Annotated in this window: 14 protein-coding genes; 8 read left to right on the top strand and 6 right to left on the bottom strand. The window is 67.1% G+C overall.

Features of this window, described 5'->3' with window-relative positions:
- The first annotated feature begins 1 nt into the window (after position 1).
- The 7 genes from EV580_RS00675 (at position 2) to EV580_RS00645 (ending at position 10734) form a co-directional block, all read left to right on the top strand.
- A complete protein-coding gene (locus EV580_RS00675; RefSeq protein ID WP_133689237.1) occupies positions 2 to 400 on the top strand; it encodes a TM2 domain-containing protein in 399 nt (132 codons plus the stop codon).
- The gene (locus EV580_RS00670; protein ID WP_133689236.1) at positions 390 to 797 is read left to right on the top strand and encodes a DUF2752 domain-containing protein; all 408 of its coding nucleotides are present in this window, start codon (positions 390 to 392) and stop codon (positions 795 to 797) included. Before EV580_RS00675 ends, EV580_RS00670 begins: the two co-directional genes overlap by 11 nt.
- 138 nt (positions 798 to 935) lie before the next feature.
- Entirely contained in the window at positions 936 to 5492 is a 4557-nt protein-coding gene (gene gltB, locus EV580_RS00665) for a glutamate synthase large subunit (RefSeq protein ID WP_133689235.1), read from the top strand.
- Positions 5485 to 6984, top strand: a complete 1500-nt coding sequence (locus tag EV580_RS00660; RefSeq protein WP_133689234.1) for a glutamate synthase subunit beta — start codon at positions 5485 to 5487, stop codon at positions 6982 to 6984. Before gltB ends, EV580_RS00660 begins: the two co-directional genes overlap by 8 nt.
- Positions 6985 to 7052: 68 nt before the next feature.
- Complete coding sequence (gene pyk / locus EV580_RS00655) at positions 7053 to 8471, top strand: pyruvate kinase (protein ID WP_133689233.1); 1419 nt, start codon at positions 7053 to 7055, stop codon at positions 8469 to 8471.
- 12 nt (positions 8472 to 8483) lie between these two features.
- Positions 8484 to 9350, top strand: coding sequence for an acyl-CoA thioesterase (locus tag EV580_RS00650; protein WP_133689232.1), 867 nt, complete (start codon positions 8484 to 8486; stop codon positions 9348 to 9350).
- 22 nt (positions 9351 to 9372) lie between these two features.
- Positions 9373 to 10734, top strand: a complete 1362-nt coding sequence (locus EV580_RS00645; RefSeq protein ID WP_286171407.1) for a bifunctional lysylphosphatidylglycerol flippase/synthetase MprF — start codon at positions 9373 to 9375, stop codon at positions 10732 to 10734.
- Here the strand turns inward: EV580_RS00645 and EV580_RS00640 are convergent.
- From EV580_RS00640 to EV580_RS00615, 6 genes are all read right to left on the bottom strand, one after another.
- The gene (locus EV580_RS00640) at positions 10712 to 11242 is read right to left on the bottom strand and encodes a DUF4190 domain-containing protein (protein ID WP_133689230.1); all 531 of its coding nucleotides are present in this window, start codon (positions 11240 to 11242) and stop codon (positions 10712 to 10714) included. The two genes, EV580_RS00645 and EV580_RS00640, sit on opposite strands and share 23 nt — an antisense overlap.
- Before the next feature lie 10 nt (positions 11243 to 11252).
- The gene (gene cydC / locus EV580_RS00635; RefSeq protein WP_133689229.1) at positions 11253 to 12860 is read right to left on the bottom strand and encodes a thiol reductant ABC exporter subunit CydC; all 1608 of its coding nucleotides are present in this window, start codon (positions 12858 to 12860) and stop codon (positions 11253 to 11255) included.
- On the bottom strand, positions 12847 to 14421 hold the full coding sequence (gene cydD, locus EV580_RS00630; RefSeq protein ID WP_286171519.1) for a thiol reductant ABC exporter subunit CydD: 1575 nt from the start codon (positions 14419 to 14421) through the stop codon (positions 12847 to 12849). Before cydD ends, cydC begins: the two co-directional genes overlap by 14 nt.
- A gap of 50 nt (positions 14422 to 14471) precedes the next feature.
- Positions 14472 to 15515, bottom strand: coding sequence for a cytochrome d ubiquinol oxidase subunit II (cydB, locus tag EV580_RS00625; protein ID WP_133689228.1), 1044 nt, complete (start codon positions 15513 to 15515; stop codon positions 14472 to 14474).
- A 19-nt stretch (positions 15516 to 15534) separates the two neighbouring features.
- Positions 15535 to 16983, bottom strand: a complete 1449-nt coding sequence (locus EV580_RS00620; protein WP_133689227.1) for a cytochrome ubiquinol oxidase subunit I — start codon at positions 16981 to 16983, stop codon at positions 15535 to 15537.
- Positions 16984 to 17071: 88 nt separating this feature from the next.
- On the bottom strand, positions 17072 to 17638 hold the full coding sequence (locus EV580_RS00615; RefSeq protein WP_133689226.1) for an HdeD family acid-resistance protein: 567 nt from the start codon (positions 17636 to 17638) through the stop codon (positions 17072 to 17074).
- A gap of 179 nt (positions 17639 to 17817) precedes the next feature.
- On the opposite strand from EV580_RS00615, the gene EV580_RS00610 reads away from it, so the two are divergent.
- The gene (locus EV580_RS00610; RefSeq protein WP_133689225.1) at positions 17818 to 18714 is read left to right on the top strand and encodes an ABC transporter substrate-binding protein; all 897 of its coding nucleotides are present in this window, start codon (positions 17818 to 17820) and stop codon (positions 18712 to 18714) included.
- The last annotated feature ends 3 nt before the right edge of the window (positions 18715 to 18717 follow it).

Genomic DNA, 18717 nt, shown 5'->3' with positions numbered 1-18717 from the left:
CATGCTGTGTGGCATGACTGAGCCCCAGTTCGGAGGCACCGAGGGCGCACCCCCGCCCAACTATCAGCCTCCGCAGAGCTACCCGATGCCGCCGCAGTATCCCGGCCCGGGAGGCTACGTCGACCCGTCGGCGCCTTTTGGTCGGCATCCCATCACCGGTGAACCGCTGTCGGACAAGTCGAAGGTCGTCGGCGGCCTGCTGCAGCTGCTCGGCTTGTTCGGCCTTGTCGGCATCGGCCGCATCTACCTGGGCTACACGGGACTGGGCATCGCGCAGCTACTCGTCGGACTCGTCACGTGTGGGATCGGCGCCGTCGTCTGGGGGATCGTCGACGCGATCCTGATCCTCACCGACAAGGTGCGCGACCCGCAGGGGCGGCCCTTGCGCGATGGCACGTAGCGTTCTTTCGATCAGGACGGGCGCCCTTTCGATCGGTACGGGTGCCCTCGCGGTCGGCGCCCTGGCCTACGTGGGTGTGGTCGACCCGCATGTACCGGGTTCACTGTTCCCGCCCTGTCCGTTCCGTCTGCTGACCGGTTGGAACTGCCCGGCCTGCGGCGGTCTGCGGATGACCCACGACTTGCTGCACGGCGACCTCGGCGCCGCCGTCGTCGACAATGTCTTCCTGCTGGTGGGTCTGCCGGTGCTCGCCATCTGGGTGTTGTGGCGGATCAGGCGGGGGGAGCGAGCCTTCACGGTGCCCTCGGTTGCCGTGATCGTGATCGCGGCCGTCGTCTGGGGCGTGGTGCGCAATCTGCCCGGCTTCCCGCTGGTCCCCACATTAATCAGTCAGTAGCGATCCGCGCGCGCTGATACAATCGCAACTGCAATTCATCGGGCCGATGCAGTCCCTGGACAACACACGTCAGACTGCGGCAAGCCACAATTCAGCACCAGCCTTCCCGCCGCATGACCGACCGCGGAGGAGCCTGGAATGCTGTTCTCAGCACTTCCCGAAGCGCAGGGTCTCTACGACCCCCGGAACGAGTCCGATTCGTGCGGCGTTGCGATGGTCGCCGATATTCAGGGCCGCCGATCGCATCAGATCGTCGCTGACGGTCTGACCGCGCTGGAGCACCTTGAACACCGCGGCGCCGCAGGCGCCGAGCCGAACAGCGGTGACGGTGCGGGCATTCTGCTGCAGCTGCCGGTCGAATTGCTCAGGGAAGTCGTCGAATTCGATCTGCCCGCGCCGACGGCCAACGGCTGCAGCACGTTTGCGGCCGGCATCTGCTTCCTGCCCCAGGATCCGGTCGCCCGGGTGGCGGCCGTGGACCGGGTGCAGGCCATCGCCGACGAGGAAGGTCTGCAGGTTCTCGGCTGGCGTGCGGTGCCAGTCGATCCGAGCGGCGCCGAGGTCGGTGCGACAGCGCTGGGTTGCATGCCCCACATGTCGATGTTGTTCGTCGCCGCGCCCGAGCGAAATGGCAGCCGTCCCGGCGGAATCGACCTCGATCGCCTGGTCTACCCGGTACGCAAGCGTGCCGAGCAGGGCGACGTCTACTTCCCGTCGCTGTCCAGTCGCACACTGGCCTACAAGGGCATGCTCACCACGATGCAGCTGCCGAAGTACTTCGCCGACCTGCGTGACGAACGCTGCATGAGCGCGATCGCCATCGTGCACAGTCGCTTCTCCACCAACACCTTCCCGTCGTGGCCGCTGGCGCATCCGTTCCGCTTCGTGGCCCACAACGGCGAGATCAACACCGTGCGCGGCAACCGCAACCGCATGCACGCCCGCGAAGCCATGCTCGCCAGCGCCAAGATCCCGGGTGACCTGAGCCGGCTGTCGCCGATCTGCACGCCCGACGCCTCGGACTCGGCATCCTTCGACCAGGTGCTCGAACTGCTCCACCTCGGCGGCCGCAGCCTGCCGCACGCCGTGATGATGATGATCCCCGAGGCGTGGGAGAACAACTCCACCCTCGACCCGGCCCGCCGGGCCTTCTGCCAGTACCACGCCTCGCTCATGGAGCCGTGGGACGGCCCGGCCTGCGTGACGTTCACCGACGGAACCGTCGTCGGAGCGGTGTTGGACCGCAACGGATTACGGCCCGGCCGGTGGTGGCGGACCATCGACGACCGGGTCATCCTCGCCAGCGAGAGCGGTGTGCTGGACATCCCGCCGGGCGAAGTCGTCGCCAAGGGGCGGCTCGAGCCAGGCAAGATGTTCCTGATCGACACCGCCGCCGGTCGCATCATCTCGGACGACGAGATCAAGGGTCAGCTGGCCGCCGAGCACCCGTACGGCGAATGGCTGCATGCCGGATTGCTCGACATCGCGACCCTGCCCGCCCGCACTCGCGTCTCGCCCAATCACGAATCGGTGGTCCGCCGTCAGATCGCCTTCGGTTACACCGAAGAAGACCTGCGGATCATGCTCACGCCGATGGCAGCGTCCGGACAGGAGCCGCTCGGATCGATGGGCACCGACACCCCGGTGGCCGTTCTTTCGCAGCGCCCCAAGCTGATCTACGACTACTTCGTCGAACTGTTCGCCCAGGTGACGAACCCGCCATTGGACGCCATCCGGGAGGAGATCGTCACCTCGCTGGCCCGCGTCATGGGCCCCGAGCAGAATCTGCTGGAGCCCACCGCGGCCTCCTGCCGCCAGATCCTCGTGCACTGGCCGGTTCTGGACAACGACGAGCTGAACCGGATCGTCCATATCAACGACGACGGCGAGCAGCCCGGTCTGAAGACCGCGGTCCTCAAGGCGCTCTACGAGGTCGAGCGGGGTGGGGAAGGACTGGCCGAGGCCATCGAGGAACTGCGTCACCGCGCGACCGAGGCGATCGCCAAAGGCGCACGCACACTAGTGATCTCCGACCGCGATTCCGACCACACCCGGGCGCCGATCCCGTCGCTGCTGGCCGTCGCCGCAGTCCATCATCACCTGGTGCGGACCAAGCAGCGCACCATGGTGGCGCTGGTTGTGGAGAGCGGTGACGCCCGCGAGGTCCACCATATCGCGCTGCTGATCGGCTACGGCGCGGCCGCGGTCAACCCGTACCTGGCCTTCGAGTCGATCGAGGATCTCATCCGCGAAGGTGAGCTCACCGGGATCGACGCCGGCGCGGCAGTCCGCAACTACCTCAAGGCGCTCGGTAAGGGCGTCATGAAGGTGATGAGCAAGATGGGCATCTCGACCGTCGGGTCCTACACGGCGGCACAGGCTTTCGAGGCCGTCGGGCTGAGCACGGACGTGGTCGACGAGTATCTCACCGGGACGGTCAGCCAGCTCGGCGGTGTCGGACTCGACGTGCTCGCCGAGGAGGTCAAACAGCGGCACCGCCGCGCCTACCCGGAGAACCCGACCGAGCGGGTGCACCGCCGGCTGGAGGTCGGCGGCGAGTACCAGTTCCGTCGTGAGGGCGAGCTACATCTGTTCACCCCGGAAACCGTCTTCCTGCTTCAACATTCGACCCGGACCGGGCGCAACGAGGTGTTCGCCAAGTACTCCGACGAGGTCAACCGACTCTCCCAGGAGGGCGGGACGCTGCGCGGGCTGTTCTCCTTCAAGAAGGGCCTGCGCGCGCCCATCCCGCTGCACGAGGTGGAGTCCGTCGACGCCATCTGCAGCCGGTTCAACACCGGCGCCATGAGTTATGGCTCGATCTCCCAGGAAGCCCACGAGACCATGGCGATCGCCATGAACAACATCGGCGGGCGGTCCAACAGCGGCGAGGGTGGCGAGGACGAGGACCGGCTCTACGATCCGCGCCGGCGCAGCGCCGTCAAACAGGTCGCCTCGGGCCGGTTCGGCGTCACCAGTGACTATCTGGTGAATGCGACCGACATCCAGATCAAGATGGCGCAGGGAGCCAAGCCCGGCGAGGGCGGTCAGCTGCCCGGGTTCAAGGTGTATCCCAACATCGCCAAGACCCGGCACTCCACGCCGGGCGTCGGCCTGATCTCGCCACCGCCGCACCACGACATCTACTCGATCGAGGATCTGGCCCAGCTGATCCACGACCTCAAGAACGCCAACTCCGAGGCCAGGATTCACGTCAAGCTGGTCAGCTCGGTCGGCGTCGGCACGGTGGCGGCGGGCGTATCGAAGGCGCACGCCGATGTCGTGCTGATCTCCGGATACGACGGCGGCACCGGCGCGGCGCCGCTCACGAGCCTCAAGCATGCCGGGGCACCGTGGGAGATCGGCCTTGCCGACACCCAGCAGACGTTGGTACTCAACGGTCTTCGGGACCGCATCACGGTCCAGTGCGACGGCGGGCTGCGCACCGCCCGCGACGTCATGGTCGCCGCTCTGCTCGGCGCCGAGGAGTTCGGCTTCTCGACGGCCCCGCTGATCGTGGCGGGCTGCATCATGATGCGGGTCTGTCACCTCGACACCTGCCCCGTCGGTGTGGCCACCCAAAACCCGGAATTGCGAGCACGTTTCAACGGCAAGCCGGAATTCGTCGAGAACTTCTTCCGCTTCATCGCCGAGGACGTCCGCACAATGCTGGCCGAGCTGGGCTTCCGGAGCATCGACGAGGCGGTCGGTCACGCCGAACTGCTCGACACCGCTGACGGTGTGGCGCACTGGAAGGCCAAGGGGCTGGACCTGAGCCCGATCTTCGCCGTGCCCACCGATGCCCACGGTGGTCCGCTGCCCCAGCGGCGTCGCCTGCGCGATCAGGAGCACGGTCTCGAGCACGCCCTGGACCAGACCCTGATGGCACTGGCCGAAGGAGCCCTGGAGGACGCCCACGCGGTGCGGCTGGAATTGCCGGTGCGCAACGTCAACCGCACCGTCGGCACGCTGCTCGGTTCGGAGGTCACCCGACGCTACGGCGCCGCGGGCCTGCCCGACGACACCATCCACATCACGCTTACCGGCTCGGCCGGGCAATCCATCGGGGCGTTCTTGCCGCCGGGTATCACCCTCGACCTCATCGGCGACGCCAACGACTATGTGGGCAAGGGCCTTTCCGGGGGCCGGGTGATCGTGCGCCCGCCGGACGACGTCCTGTTCCTGCCCGAGGACAACGTGATCGCCGGCAACACCCTGCTCTACGGGGCGACGTCGGGCGAGGTGTTCCTGCGCGGCCGGGTCGGGGAGCGGTTCGCCGCCCGCAACTCCGGGGCGCTGGCGGTGACCGAAGGTGTCGGTGACCACGCCTGTGAATACATGACCGGTGGGCGCGTCGTCGTGCTCGGCCGCACCGGACGCAACATGGCCGCGGGGATGTCCGGCGGTATCGCCTATGTGCTGGGCCTGAATCCGGCGAAGGTCAACACGGCGATGGTCGAGCTGCAGAGCCTGGATCCCGACGATCTGGAGTGGCTGCACGACGTGGTGGCCCGCCATGTCCATCACACCGGCAGCACGCTGGCCAAGTCGGTGCTGTCGGACTGGCCAAGGCGCAGCGCTCAATTCACCAAGATCATGCCCACCGACTACCAGAAGGTGCTCGAAGCCACCCGGATGGCCAAGGCCGAGGGGCGTGACGTGGACACCGCGATCATGGAGGCGACCCGTGGCTGATCCCACCGGATTTCTGAAGGTTCCCAAGATCGAGGCCGCCAAGCGGACCGTCGACGAGCGGGTGGGCGACTGGCGCGAGGTCTACGAACGTCAAGACCCCAAGGACCGCGCGGGCGAGGTGTCACAGCAGGCCCGTCGCTGCATGGACTGCGGAATCCCGTTCTGCCACTCCGGAACTGCCGGCTGCCCGCTGGGCAACCTGATCCCGGAGTGGAACGACCTGGTCCGCCGGGGTCGCTGGGACGCCGCCAGTGAACGCCTGCACGCCACCAACAACTTCCCGGAATTCACCGGACGGCTCTGTCCCGCACCGTGCGAGGCGGCCTGCGTGCTGTCCATCGCCGAGGAGGACACCGGCGGCAGCGTCACGATCAAACGCATCGAGAACACGATCGTCGACCAGGCCTGGCGGATGGGCATCGTCGAGGCGCAGCCCGCGGCCATCGGCACCGGGAAGAGCGTCGCCGTTGTCGGTTCGGGGCCCGCGGGGTTGGCCGCCGCGCAGCAGCTGACCCGCGCCGGGCATCACGTCACCGTCTACGAACGCGACGACCGGCTCGGCGGCTTGCTGAGGTACGGCATCCCCGAGTACAAGCTCGAGAAGGCCACGCTCAACCAGCGGCTGGCCCAGATGCGTGCCGAGGGAACGCGTTTCGTCACCGAGTGCGAGGTCGGGGTGGACGTCTCGGTCGAGGAGCTCCGCAACCGCTTCGACGCGGTGGTGCTCGCGGTCGGTGCGCTGCGCGGCCGGGACAACGACGTCGAGGGCCGTCATCTCAACGGCGTTCACCTGGCGATGGAGCACCTCGTTCCGGCCAACCACGAGTGCGAGGGCGACGGCCCCTCGGAGATCTCGGCCAAGGGCAAGCATGTGGTGATCATCGGCGGCGGCGACACCGGCGCCGACTGCCTGGGCACCGCGCACCGCCAAGGTGCGGCATCGGTGACTCAGCTGGACTACAACCCGCAGCCGCCGGACGTCCGCGATGAGGATCTTTCCCCTTGGCCCACTTGGCCATTGGTGCTCCGTAGCTCGCCCGCGCACGCCGAGGGTGGCACCGTTCACTACCAGGTGGCCGTGCAGCGCTTCGTCGGTGACGACGACGGCAATCTGCGCGCGATGCAGATCGCCGAGGTGAAGGTCGAACGCGTCGACGGTCGCCGGGTCATCACGCCGGTCGGTGAATCGCTGGAAATCCCTTGCGATCTGGCATTGCTGGCGATCGGCTTCGAGGGTGTCGAGCACATGACGCTGCTCGACGATCTCGGTATCACGCTGACCCCACGCGGGGTGATCGGCTGCGGATCGGACTGGCAGACCGACGCTCCCGGTGTCTTCGTCTGCGGGGACGCCCACCGGGGCGCCTCGCTGGTGGTGTGGGCGATCGCGGAGGGCCGTGCCGCCGCGCACGCGGTGGACGCGTTTCTCATGGGGGAGTCGGATCTCCCGGAGCCGGTACGGCCGCACCAATTGCCATTGGCCGTCGTCTGAGTGAATAGCCTGCCACCGCGATCTGTATCGGTCGAGATGCCCGTGAGCCGCGACTATGCTGAGTCATCGTGACTAGACGCGGCAAGATTGTCTGTACCCTCGGCCCGGCCACCAGCACCGACGAATCGGTCAGGGCCCTCGTCGACGCCGGCATGGATGTCGCCCGCCTGAACTTCAGCCACGGTGACTATGCCGACCACGAGGCCGCCTACAAACGTGTCCGGACGGCGTCCGACGTGACTGGCCGTGCCGTCGGCATCCTCGCCGACCTGCAGGGACCCAAGATCCGCCTGGGACGCTTCGCGGACGGCCCGACCTATTGGGCCAACGGCGAAACAGTGCGCATCACCGTCGAGGAGTGCGAAGGCACCCACGACCGGGTCTCGACCACCTACAAGCAGCTCGCCAAGGACGCCCAGGCCGGCGATCGGCTGCTGGTCGACGACGGCAAAGTGGCGCTGGTCGTCGAGCACATCGACGGTGACGACGTGGTGTGCATGGTCACCGAGGGCGGTCCGGTCAGCAACAACAAGGGCCTATCGCTACCCGGGATGAACGTGTCGGTGCCCGCGCTCTCGGAGAAGGACATCGAGGACTTGGAGTTCGCGCTGCGCCTCGGTGTGGACCTGGTGGCGTTGTCGTTCGTCCGCTCGCCGGCCGATGCCGAACTGGTGCACGAGGTGATGGACCGGGTCGGCCGCCGGGTTCCGGTGATCGCGAAGCTGGAGAAGCCCGAGGCGATCGACAACCTCGAGGCCATCGTCCTGGCCTTCGACGCCGTCATGGTGGCGCGTGGTGACCTCGGCGTCGAACTGCCGCTCGAAGAGGTCCCGCTGGTCCAGAAGCGGGCCATTCAGATGGCCCGCGAGAACGCCAAGCCGGTGATCGTGGCCACCCAGATGCTCGAGTCGATGATCGAGAACTCCCGGCCCACCCGGGCCGAGGCCTCCGACGTCGCCAACGCCGTGCTCGACGGCGCCGACGCCGTGATGCTCTCCGGGGAGACCTCGGTCGGCAAGTTCCCGCTGGAGGCCGTCCGGACGATGGCGCGGATCATCGGCGCGGTCGAGGAGAACTCGACGGCCGCCCCGCCGCTGACCCACGTGCCCCGCACCAAACGGGGTGTCATCTCGTACGCCGCCCGCGATATCGGCGAGCGACTGGACGCCAAGGCGCTGGTCGCGTTCACCCAGTCCGGTGACACCGTCAAACGGCTGGCTCGGCTGCACACCCCGCTGCCGCTTCTGGCGTTCACCGCGCTGCCCGAGGTGCGCAGCCAGCTGGCGCTCACGTGGGGAACCGAGACGTTCATCGTTCCGCACATGAAAGCGACCGACGACATGATCCGGCAGGTCGACCAGTCGCTGCTGGAGCTGGGTCGCTACAAGCGCGGCGACCTCGTGGTCATCGTCGCAGGTGCGCCGCCGGGGACAGTAGGCTCGACCAACCTGATTCATGTGCACCGGATCGGGGAGGACGACCACTAAGGAGACAGACTGTTGGCCAACTCAGATCTCGACGACCTGCTGGCCATTCTCGATCTGTCCCCGCTCGGCGACGACGTGTTCGCCGGGGCCCACCCCCGCAAGAATCCGCCCCGCACCTTCGGCGGACAGCTGATGGCGCAGTCCTTTGTCGCCGCCAGCCGCACCCTGGCCAATGCCATCGCACCGAGCGCGCTGTCGGTGCACTTCATCGCAGGCGGCGATCCGGCGGCCGATATCGAATACCGCGTCGTTCGCTTGCGGGACGAGCGGCGCTTTGCCAACCGGCGGGTCGACGCGATGCAGGGTGACACGCTGCTGGCCACCGCCCTGGTGTCCTACACGTCGGCGGGAAGTGGGCTGGAGCACGGCGTTCCGATGCCCAATCTGCCTGCGCCGGAGACTCTCTCCACGATCGATCAGCTGCTTGTCGGCTACGAGAAAGTGGTGCCCGGGTTCGTCGAAGCGCTGCGGCCGATCGAGTGGCGCTACACCAATGACCCGTCGTGGATCATGCGCGAGAAGGGCGGCACGCTCACCGGCAATCAGGTGTGGTTGAAGGCCGACGGCGTGATGCCCGATGACCCGACGCTGCACACGGCGGCGATGATCTACTCGTCGGACACCACGGTGCTGGATTCGATCATCACCACCCATGGGCTGTCCTGGGGCTGGGACCGCATCTTCGCGGTGACCGTCAATCATTCGGTGTGGTTTCACCGGCAGGTCGACTTCTCGGAGTGGGTGTTGTACTCGACCAACTCGCCGGTCGCCGCGGAGTCGCGCGGGCTGGGAACCGGTCATTTCTTCAGCCCGGTCGGAGACGTCGTGGCCACCGTCGTGCAGGAAGGAATCGTCAAGCACTTCCCGGGAAATGCCTGATGGCGGGCGTATCGTTTTTCTGGTGACCGATCCACCGGTCCAGGTGGCGCTGCGCCTGCGCGCCAGGGAACGGGTTGTCGTCCATGTCGACACCCTGGCCGCCCGCTGGGTTGGTGCCCTGGGATTGCTGATCGCGGCCAGCTGGCTCGCTGTCGGGCGGACGCCCTGGTCACTGACCGTCCTCGCCGCCGTCGCGCTGATCGCCAGGGGCATCTTCCTGGGCAGGCCGGTGACCGCCGCCCACGCCATCGCCGCGGGCGTAGCCGTCCTCGCCGGATTCGCCGCCCACCTGCTGGCTCTCGACCTGACCGGCGGCGTTCTGATCGCCTCCTCGGGGCTGCTGCTGATGTGGCCGACGACGGCACGGCCCGAGCCGGGACAGCTACCGCGGGTATGGGCGCTGGTCAAGGCGACAAGTCGCGACCCGGTGGCGCCGTTCGCCATGCAGCTACTGAAGAGCTATTTCTTCAGTGCAGACGGCACCGCGGCGATCGCCTACCGCACCCGGCTGGGCTATGCCGTGGTCAGCGGTGACCCCATCGGTGCCGAGGACCGCTTCACCGAACTCGTCGCTGACTTCACCGAGATGTGCCATGCCCGCGGCTGGCGGGTGGTCGTCCTGGGCTGTAGCGAGCGGAGGCTCGGATTGTGGCGCGATCTGCGACCGATCCCCATCGGCCGCGACGTGGTGATCGACCTGCCGGCATTCGACATGGTCGGTCGCCGGTTTCGGAACCTGCGTCAGGCGGTGCAGCGGACCCACAACGCAGGCATCACCACCGAGATCGTCGCCGAGCAAGAGCTGGACGACGACCAGTTGGCCGAGCTTGCCGATGTGCTGCTGTCGTCGGCCAAGGGGGCGCATACCGAGCGCGGGTTCTCGATGATCCTGGACGGCACGCTCACCGGTCACTATCCGGGCGTCCTGCTGATCGTCGCGCGCGACAAAACCGGGCGGGTGCAGGGATTCCATCGCTACGCCATGGCAGGCGGCGGCAGCGATATCACCCTCGATGTGCCCTGGCGGCGCCGTGGTGCACCCAACGGGATCGACGAACGGCTATCGGTCGACATGATCGAGGCGATGAAAGATCTTGGCGCGCAGCGACTCTCGCTGGCATTTGCGGCTTTCCCCGAGATCTTCAACGACAAGGAACGCAGTCCGCTGCGCAACGTCTGCTACACCGTGATCCACCTGGGCGATTCGCTGATCGCACTGGAGTCGCTGTATCGGTACCTGCGCAAGTTCCATGCGCTCGGCGATCGCCGGTACGTGCTGCTTCCGCTCAGCCGGGTGCTGCCGCTGCTGGTCGTCCTGTTGTCGCTGGAGTTCCTGCCGCGGCGGCGGCACCTGCCCGTCCCTACGGTGTCGGCGTCAGCGTGACGCTGAACTTGTCCTCGACCGACTGCTTGAATTCATCGGCGCACTGCTGGACCGCTGACTGATCCTGGCCCGCCTTCTGGAGGCAGTCGATGTAGTCGGTGGCGCCGACTTCCTTGAACACACCGACCCACACGGCGATGAACGCCAGGCCGACAATGATCGCAAGGAAGCCGAGGATGATGCCGGCGAGTGCGACGCCGCCGTTGTTGGCCTCGCCGCGCTTGACCCGGCCGCGGCCTGCGAAGCCGATGATGACCGCGACAATGCCGAGAACGATGCCGCCGGCCACCGAAAACGACGACAGCAGCGCCACGATCGCGATGATCAGGGCGGTGATGCCAAGTCCGTTACGCGGGCCGGTGGGTGGCGCTGTGTAGCCCGCATACGGCTGCGGCGGGGCGGGTGGATAGCCGCCCGGATACGGAGCTTGAGGATAGGGGTTCGGATAACCCTGAGGGGGCGGCGGCGGAGTGGGTTGCTGAGGTGCCTGCTCTGGGGGCTCAGTCATGGCTTGCACGTTACCCGTCGTTGCCGATCGATAGTCGTGGACAGGCGATGTCGTTGCCAAGTTGATGGGTTGCGATGACCACCGTGCGTCCTTCGGGCAGCAGTCGCCCCTGGAGCAGGGAGTCCAGGATTCGGTGACCGTCGGCGGCATCGAGATGTTCGGTTGGTTCGTCGAGCAGGACGATCGGTGCAGGACACAACAACACCCGAGCCAGGAGCAGTCGGCGGCGCTGGCCCGCCGACACCGCTGCCACGCCACCTGTCAGGATCGTGTCCAGGCCCTCGGGCAGGCCGTCCAGCCAGTCGCCGAGGCCCACCGTCGCCAGGGCACGGCTGAGTTCCTCGTCGTCGCAGTCGCCACGCGCCACCAGTAGGTTGTCCCGGACGGTGGTGCTGAACAGGTGTGCATCCTCGGCGAAATAGCATATGGCGCTGCGTAATTCGGATTCGCTGAGCGCATTGGTCGGGACGCCGTCGACGGTCACTTCGCCGCTGAGTGGGGGGAGTAGACCTGCCAGGGTCATCAGCAATGCGGTCTTGCCCGCACCGCTGCGGCCGGTGATCGCCAGCCGCGCACCGGGTTGCAGGGTCAGCGAGAGTGCTTGGCCGGCCGGGCCGCCCGGGTAGCCGGCGCGCAGGTCGTCGGCCCTTAGCGCTGGAGTCGCCGTGGGCCGGGTGATGGTGACGGCCCGCGGTGTCGCCTCGGCAGGCGTGAGGTCGGCCAGACGTCCCTTGGCGATGCGGCCGCGGGTCAATGCGACGGCGGCGGCGGGCAGATTCATGGTCGCTTCGAACGCGGAGAGCGGCAACAACATCAGCACCGCCAGCGTGGTCGGCGCGGTGTGTGCGGCGATACCGATGCCGACGATGACCGCACCCAGGACGCTGGCTCCGATCGCCAGGGTCGGCACCGCGCCCGCCGCGGCGGCCGGTGCGGCGGCGCGGTCGATCGCGGCTCCCCAATCACGTTGGCGCTGTTCGGCTTGCCTGATCAGGGCGGGCAGCCGGCCTGCCACCCGCAGCTCGGCCGCGTGCTCGAGAGCGGTCACCGCGGCGACGTCGCGATCGGATTGGAGGCGGCGGGCGACCACCTCCTGCGCGCGGACCGCCCGCGCGGCCAGTGCCGGCGCCAGTACGCCCGCGACGAGCAGACACACCGCGAGCACGACGGCCGCGGCAGGGGAGATGACGGCGATGACGGCGGTGGCCGCGACCCCGAGGACAGCCGCGACACCGATCGGAACGAGGGCGCGGACCAGGACATCGGCGCGGGTGTCGACGTCGGTGCCGACCCGTGCCAGCAGGTCACCGCTGTGCAGCCGTGCGGTGACGTCGGCCGGGCCGTGGGCCAGCCGGCGGTAGATCTCGCTGCGGGCGGCGCCGGCCGCCCGTAAGGCAGTGTCGTGCGATGCCAAGCGTTCGCAGTAGCCGAGGATTCCTCGCGAGATGCCCAAGGCGCGTACGGCGACGACCGCCACCGAGAGGTCGAGCACCGGCGGCATCTGCCACGCGCGGGTGATCAGCCACGCCGACACCCCGGCCAGGGCCAGCGCACTGCCCAGCGCCAGCGAGCCGAGTGTGATCGCCAGCAGCAGACGCGCTCGGTCAAACCGCGGCATGATGATCGGCCTCCACCGCGATGACGTGATCGGCGATGTCCACCACACTCGCGCGGTGGGCGACCAGCACGACGGTGGCGCCCTCGGCTGCGCGCCGGCTGATGGCCTGCAGCACAGTGTGTTCCGTTGCCTCATCGAGGTGGGAGGTGGGCTCGTCGAGCAGCAGGACCGGCGCGGCGGAACCCAGCGCTCGGGCCAGGCCCAGTCGCTGTCGCTGACCCAGTGACAGCCCGACCCCGCCGCGGCCCAGCACAGTGTGGATGCCCTGCGGTAACGAGTCGATGACGTCGTCGAAACCAGCTGTGCGGCAGGCGGATTCAGGGTCGTCAAGTGGGCCGAACAGGTCGAGGTTCTCGGCGACGGTGCCCGGGATGATCACTGGTCGCTGCGCCAGCCAGGCCAACTGCCGCCACCAGGCAGCCTGATCCAGGTCGCCGACGTCGACCCCGTCGACGGTGACACGGCCGCCGGCCGGAGTGACCAGCCCGGCGATCGCGAGCAGCGTAGTGGTCTTGCCCGCGCCGTTGGCTCCGGTGAGCACGGTGACCTCACCGGGCAGCAGCCGCCCGGACAAGCCGGCCGGCGAGAGCCCGTCCCGGCCCGCGACGCTCAGCTCGTCGAGCACGATCGTCGCACCCGCGGCCTCGACGGTCCGGCCGCCGACCGGCGGGTCCGGGTGCTGCTCGATCAGCGCGAACGCCTTGTCGGCGGCCGACTTTCCGCTCTGGGCGGCGTGGAACTCGACACCGACCCGGCGTAGCGGCCAGAACACGTCGGGTGCCAGCAGCAGCACGGTCAAGCCGGCTGCCAGGCTCATCTCGCCGAATACCAGCCGCAGCCCGATGCTGACCGCGACCAGCGCCACGCCGAGGGTGGCGATGAGTTCGAGCACCAGGGCGGACAGGAACGCGATGCGCAGGGTTGCCATCGCCGACCGGCGATGCGCCGCACTGAGTTTGGCGATCCGGTCGGCGGGGCCGTCGGCCCGGCCGAGTGCCCGCAGGGTGGGGATGCCCGCGATGAGGTCCATCAGCCGGGCCTGCAGTGTGGTCATCGCGTCCAGCGCCGCCGCCGACCGCTCCTTGGTGGCCAGTCCGATGAGCACCATGAAGATCGGGATCAGGGGCAGTGCGACGAGCACGATCAGCGCCGACTGGAAGTCGTTGACCGCGATGACCACAACGGTGGCGGGGGTGAGAACCGCGGCCAGGAACAAGGCGGGAAGGTAGGCGGTGAAGTACGGTCGCAGACCGTCGAGCCCGCTGGTGATCACTGTCGCGGCATCGTCTCGCCGCGCGGTGCCGGGGGGCGCCGCGGTGACGGCTCGCAGCACCTGGCCGCCGAGATCGGCGATCACCGCACTGGATCCGCGCTGGCCCAACCGGCCCTGCAGCCACTGCACCAGCGCGCGCAGCAGCCACAGTGCGGCCAGCACGATGAGCTCGGTGTGCCAGTGGGCCAGGCTGCGCGTGGCCGGATCGGTGATGACGCCGGCCACCATGCGGCCGAGCACGACGGCGCCGGCGATGGCGCAGCCCGAAATCACCGTTCCGCAGAGCACCGTCGCGATCAGATAGCGGCGCACCGCAGACGAGGCCCGCCACAACGTGTTCAGGACACGTGCCTCAGCGGCAGGCCGACTGACTTCGGGATCGACTCGGCGAAGATCCGCTTACGGAAGATCCAATACGTCCAGCCCTGGTAGATCAGGACGATGGGGGTGAATATCAGCGCGGCCCATGTCATCACCTTCAAGGTGTACGGGCTCGATGAACCGTTGAACACGGTCAGGTCGTAGGCCGGGTCGATGGTCGACGGCACGAGGTTGGGGTACAACGACCCGAACAGCAGGGTGACCACCGCGGCGACGACGATCGTCGTTGCCAGGAATGCCCAGCCTTCGCGGATGCCCCAGGCGGCCGCGACGGCGGCCAGCTGTGCCACCACAGCCACCACGAGAACGGCCCACGTCCAAGGCTTTCCGTGGGCCAGTTGGGTCCACAAGCCGAACGCCGCAACCAGGACCGTCGCGGGCACACTGAGCGTGCGTGCCAACCCGACCGCGTCGGTGCGCACCGCACCGCCGGACTTCAACGCGAGGAACACCGCGCCGTGGAACAGGAACAGCGCGCAGGTGGCCAGCCCGCCCAGCAGTGTGTAGGGATTCAGCACATCGGTGATCGACAGCCCGACGACGTTCTTGTCCGGGCCGACCGGCAGACCGTTGACCAGGATCGCGAACGCCACACCCCACAGGATCGCAGGCAACCAGGATCCGATCGCGATGCCGATATCGCACCACCGGCGCCATTTCGGGTCGTCGATCTTGCCCCGCCATTCGATGGCCACGATGCGCGCGATCATCGACAGCAGGATCACCAGCAGCGGCAGGTACAGCGTCGAGAACACCGTCGCATACCAGTGCGGGAACGCCGCGAACATCGCGCCGCCCGCCGTGATCAACCACACCTCGTTGCCATCCCATACCGGCCCAATGGTGTTGAGCACCGCTCGGCGGTGCGACTCGGCATCACCCTTGCCGATCCGGCCAAGCCACGCCATCACCATGCCGACGCCGAAGTCGAAACCTTCCAGTACGAAGAAGCCGAGGAAGAGCACCGCTACGATGATGAACCAAAACTGTTGCAGTCCCATGATGTAACTCCTCTCCGGCTCAGTACGCGAACGACAGAGGCGCGACTTCGTCGTCGCCTGGTGGGGTGGGCGGTGCGGGCTCGGCGTCGTGCTCCAGCGGCCCGGTCGTGACGTAGCGGCGCAGCAGATAGAACCAGATCACCGCGAGCACCGCGTACAGCAGGGTGAACGAGATCAGCGACACCCACACCACACCCGGTCCGTGCAGGGACACGCCCTGCCGGACGGTGAGCCGAACCAGTTGATCCCCATCGGGATTGGGGGCGACCACCCATGGCTGGCGGCCCATCTCGGTGAAGACCCACCCGGAAATCGTCGCCAGGAAAGGTGTGGGGATCGTCCACAGCGCGAACCGCGAATACCATCGGCTACCCGGCACCCGGCCCCGGCGAGTCAGCCACAGCGTGGTCAGTGCGAACAGCAGCGGTATCGCCATCAGGCCGATCATCGCGCGGAACGCCCAGTAGGTGACGAACAGGTTGGGCACGTACCACTCCGGGCCGAATTTCTGTTCATATTGCTGCTGAAGGTCTTTGGTGCCCTCGAGCGTGACACCGGTGAATTTGCCCTCGGCCAGGAATGGCAGCACGTAGGGCACTTCGATGACGCGGGTGATGCTGTCGCAGTTGTTGTGTGTGCCGACAGTCAGAAGCGACAACTTGGGGTCGGTTTCGGTGTGGCACAGCGATTCCGCGGCCGCCATCTTCATCGGCTGCTGGTGGAACATCAGCTTGCCCTGGACATCTCCGGTGAAGAACAGGCCGACGCAGGCAACCAGGGCGACCAGTGAGCCGAGGATCGCGCCGGGCCGGTACAACGCCACGGCATCAGGGCCGCCTTTCGAACGGACCATCCACCACGCGCACACCGCCGCCACGAACGTCGCCGCGACGAGGAACGCCGACGTCACGGCATGCCAGAATGCCGCCACCCCGGTGTTGTTGGTGAACAACTCGGCAATGCTCTCCAATTCGGCGCGACGCGTCTCCGGGTTGTAGCGGGTGCCGACCGGGTGCTGCATGAACGAATTCGCCGTGATGATGAAGAACGCCGACAGGTTCACCGCGATCGCCACCAGCCAGATCGAGGTCAGATGCAGCCACCGCGGCAGGCGGGTCCAGCCGAAGATCCACAGCCCGATGAACGTCGACTCCAGGAAGAAGGCGACCAGCCCTTCGAGCGCCAGTGGTGCGCCGAACACGTCGCCGACGAACCGGGAGTACTCGCTCCAGTTCATCCCGAACTGGAATTCCTGGACGATGCCGGTGGCGACGCCGATAGCGAAGTTGATCAGGAAGATCTTCCCGAAGAACTTCGTCATCCGATACCAGGCCGGATTGTCGGTCACCACCCAGATCGTCTGCATGACGGCGATCAGCGGTGCCAGCCCGATCGTCAGCGGGACGAAGATGAAGTGGTAGACGGTCGTGATTCCGAACTGCCATCGGGACACGTCAAGAGCACTCATGGCTGAAGTCTCCAAGCAACGCGAAAGGCGCGGATCGCCTATCTACGACAGAGTGTAGTAGGAATCCGCGCCGTTCGCGCTAGGGGCTTTAGGCCCCAGATTGAAGGTTCTGAGACGCCTTGCGGACCCCGAAGGAGGCCACGACCTCGAAGATGCCGATCACGACCAGCCAGACGCCCACCACGAGGGTCAGGGTCGCCAGCGACTCGAACGGCGACGCCAGCACCACGATGCCGGCGAGGAGGCTGATGGCCCCGACGAAGATCTCCCAGCCGCGGCCGGGGGTGTCGGGATCGCTGATCGCCGAGACCGCGGTGGCCATGCCGCGGAAGATGAAGCCGATACCGATCCAGATCGCCAGCAGCAGAATCGAGTTCTGCAGACTGCGGAAGCACATCACCGCCAGAATCACCGCGGCGGCGCCGCTGATGAAGAGCAGGACTCGTCCGCCGGCCGAGACGTGCAATGTGAACGCGTGGAACACCTGCGAGATACCGGTGACGAGGAGGTAGGCGCCGAAGAAGATCGCCGCAACAAGGATGGTCTTGGCGGGCCAGGCCAGTACCAAAACGCCGAGCACGAGTGACAGAACGCCCGACAGCAGGACCGACTTCCACAGGTGAGGCAGAAGCGGCGGGGCAGAGGTAGTTGTCATGGCACAAAGTGTTTCACAGCGCCCTCGCCGCGAGGGGCATTGAACAGTTCGCACCTGTGGTTCTGCTGCCGGATGGTTACACCTCTACTACTGTTCCGTTACCGGCAGTACAAAACCTGAACCACGCCATTAGTTTCGGGCAGGACAGCCCGGATGCAGTCGAGGAGAAAGAGGCAACCGTGCAGAACTGGCTTCGGATCGCTGGAGTGGTAGCCGTGACAGGCGCTCTGGCGTTGTCCGGCTGTAGCAGCAAGAACGAATCAAGCTCGGGCCCGTCGACCGCGACCACCGCCGCCAAGGCGCAGAAGGTCGACGAGATCGCGGCGACCGTCCCCGACGACATCAAGAAGTCGGGCAAGCTGGTCGTCGGGGTCAACATCCCTTACGCGCCAAACGAATACAAGGACGAGAGCGGCAAGATCGTCGGCTTCGACGTCGACCTGATGAACGCCATCGCCTCCACACTCGGCTTGACTGCCGACTTCCGAGAGGCCGATTTCGCGAAGATCATCCCGTCGATCCAGCAGGGCACCTTCAACGTCGGCATGTCGTCGTTCACCGACACCAAGGAGCGCCAGCAGTCGGTCGATTTCGTCGACTACTTCTCGGCAGGCATCCTGTGGGCGCAGCGGCCCGGCTCGCCGATCGACCCGAACAACGCGTGCGGCAAGAAGGTGGCCGTACAGGCGACCACCACCGAGGAAACCGATGAGCTGCCCGGTAAGAGCAAGGCGTGCACCGACGCCGGCAAGCCGGCCATCGAGATCCTGAAGTTCGACGGTCAGGACGCGGCCACCAACGCGGTGGTGCTCGGTCAGGCGGACGCCATGTCGGCCGACTCGCCGGTGACCGCGTACGCCATCAAGCAGAGCAACGGCAAGCTGGAGGCCGCCGGCGAGATCTTCGACTCGGCTCCCTACGGTTGGCCGGTCGCCAAGGGTTCGCCGCTGGCGCAGTCGCTGCAGAAGGCGCTTCAGCACCTCATCGACACCGGTGACTACAAGACCATCGCCAGCAACTGGGGCGTCGAGGCCGGGATGGTCACCAAGCCGGTCATCAACGGGGGGACCAGCTAAGCG

This window comes from Mycobacterium sp. BK086 (assembly GCA_004362315.1).
In the GTDB taxonomy this organism is placed as follows: Bacteria; Actinomycetota; Actinomycetes; order Mycobacteriales; family Mycobacteriaceae; genus Mycobacterium.
This window is presented reverse-complemented; position numbering and strand designations above follow the sequence as displayed.

What these genes read in the sequence shown, in the direction of transcription:
- EV580_RS00675 (WP_133689237.1), top strand. Translation starts at nt 2, where the DNA reads ATGCTGTGTGGCATGACTGAGCCCCAGTTCGGAGGCACCGAGGGCGCA.
- EV580_RS00670 (WP_133689236.1), top strand. Translation starts at nt 390, where the DNA reads ATGGCACGTAGCGTTCTTTCGATCAGGACGGGCGCCCTTTCGATCGGT.
- gltB (WP_133689235.1), top strand. Translation starts at nt 936, where the DNA reads ATGCTGTTCTCAGCACTTCCCGAAGCGCAGGGTCTCTACGACCCCCGG.
- EV580_RS00640 (WP_133689230.1), bottom strand. Translation starts at nt 11,242, where the DNA reads ATGACTGAGCCCCCAGAGCAGGCACCTCAGCAACCCACTCCGCCGCCG.
- cydC (WP_133689229.1), bottom strand. Translation starts at nt 12,860, where the DNA reads ATGCCGCGGTTTGACCGAGCGCGTCTGCTGCTGGCGATCACACTCGGC.
- cydB (WP_133689228.1), bottom strand. Translation starts at nt 15,515, where the DNA reads ATGGGACTGCAACAGTTTTGGTTCATCATCGTAGCGGTGCTCTTCCTC.
- EV580_RS00620 (WP_133689227.1), bottom strand. Translation starts at nt 16,983, where the DNA reads ATGAGTGCTCTTGACGTGTCCCGATGGCAGTTCGGAATCACGACCGTC.
- EV580_RS00615 (WP_133689226.1), bottom strand. Translation starts at nt 17,638, where the DNA reads ATGACAACTACCTCTGCCCCGCCGCTTCTGCCTCACCTGTGGAAGTCG.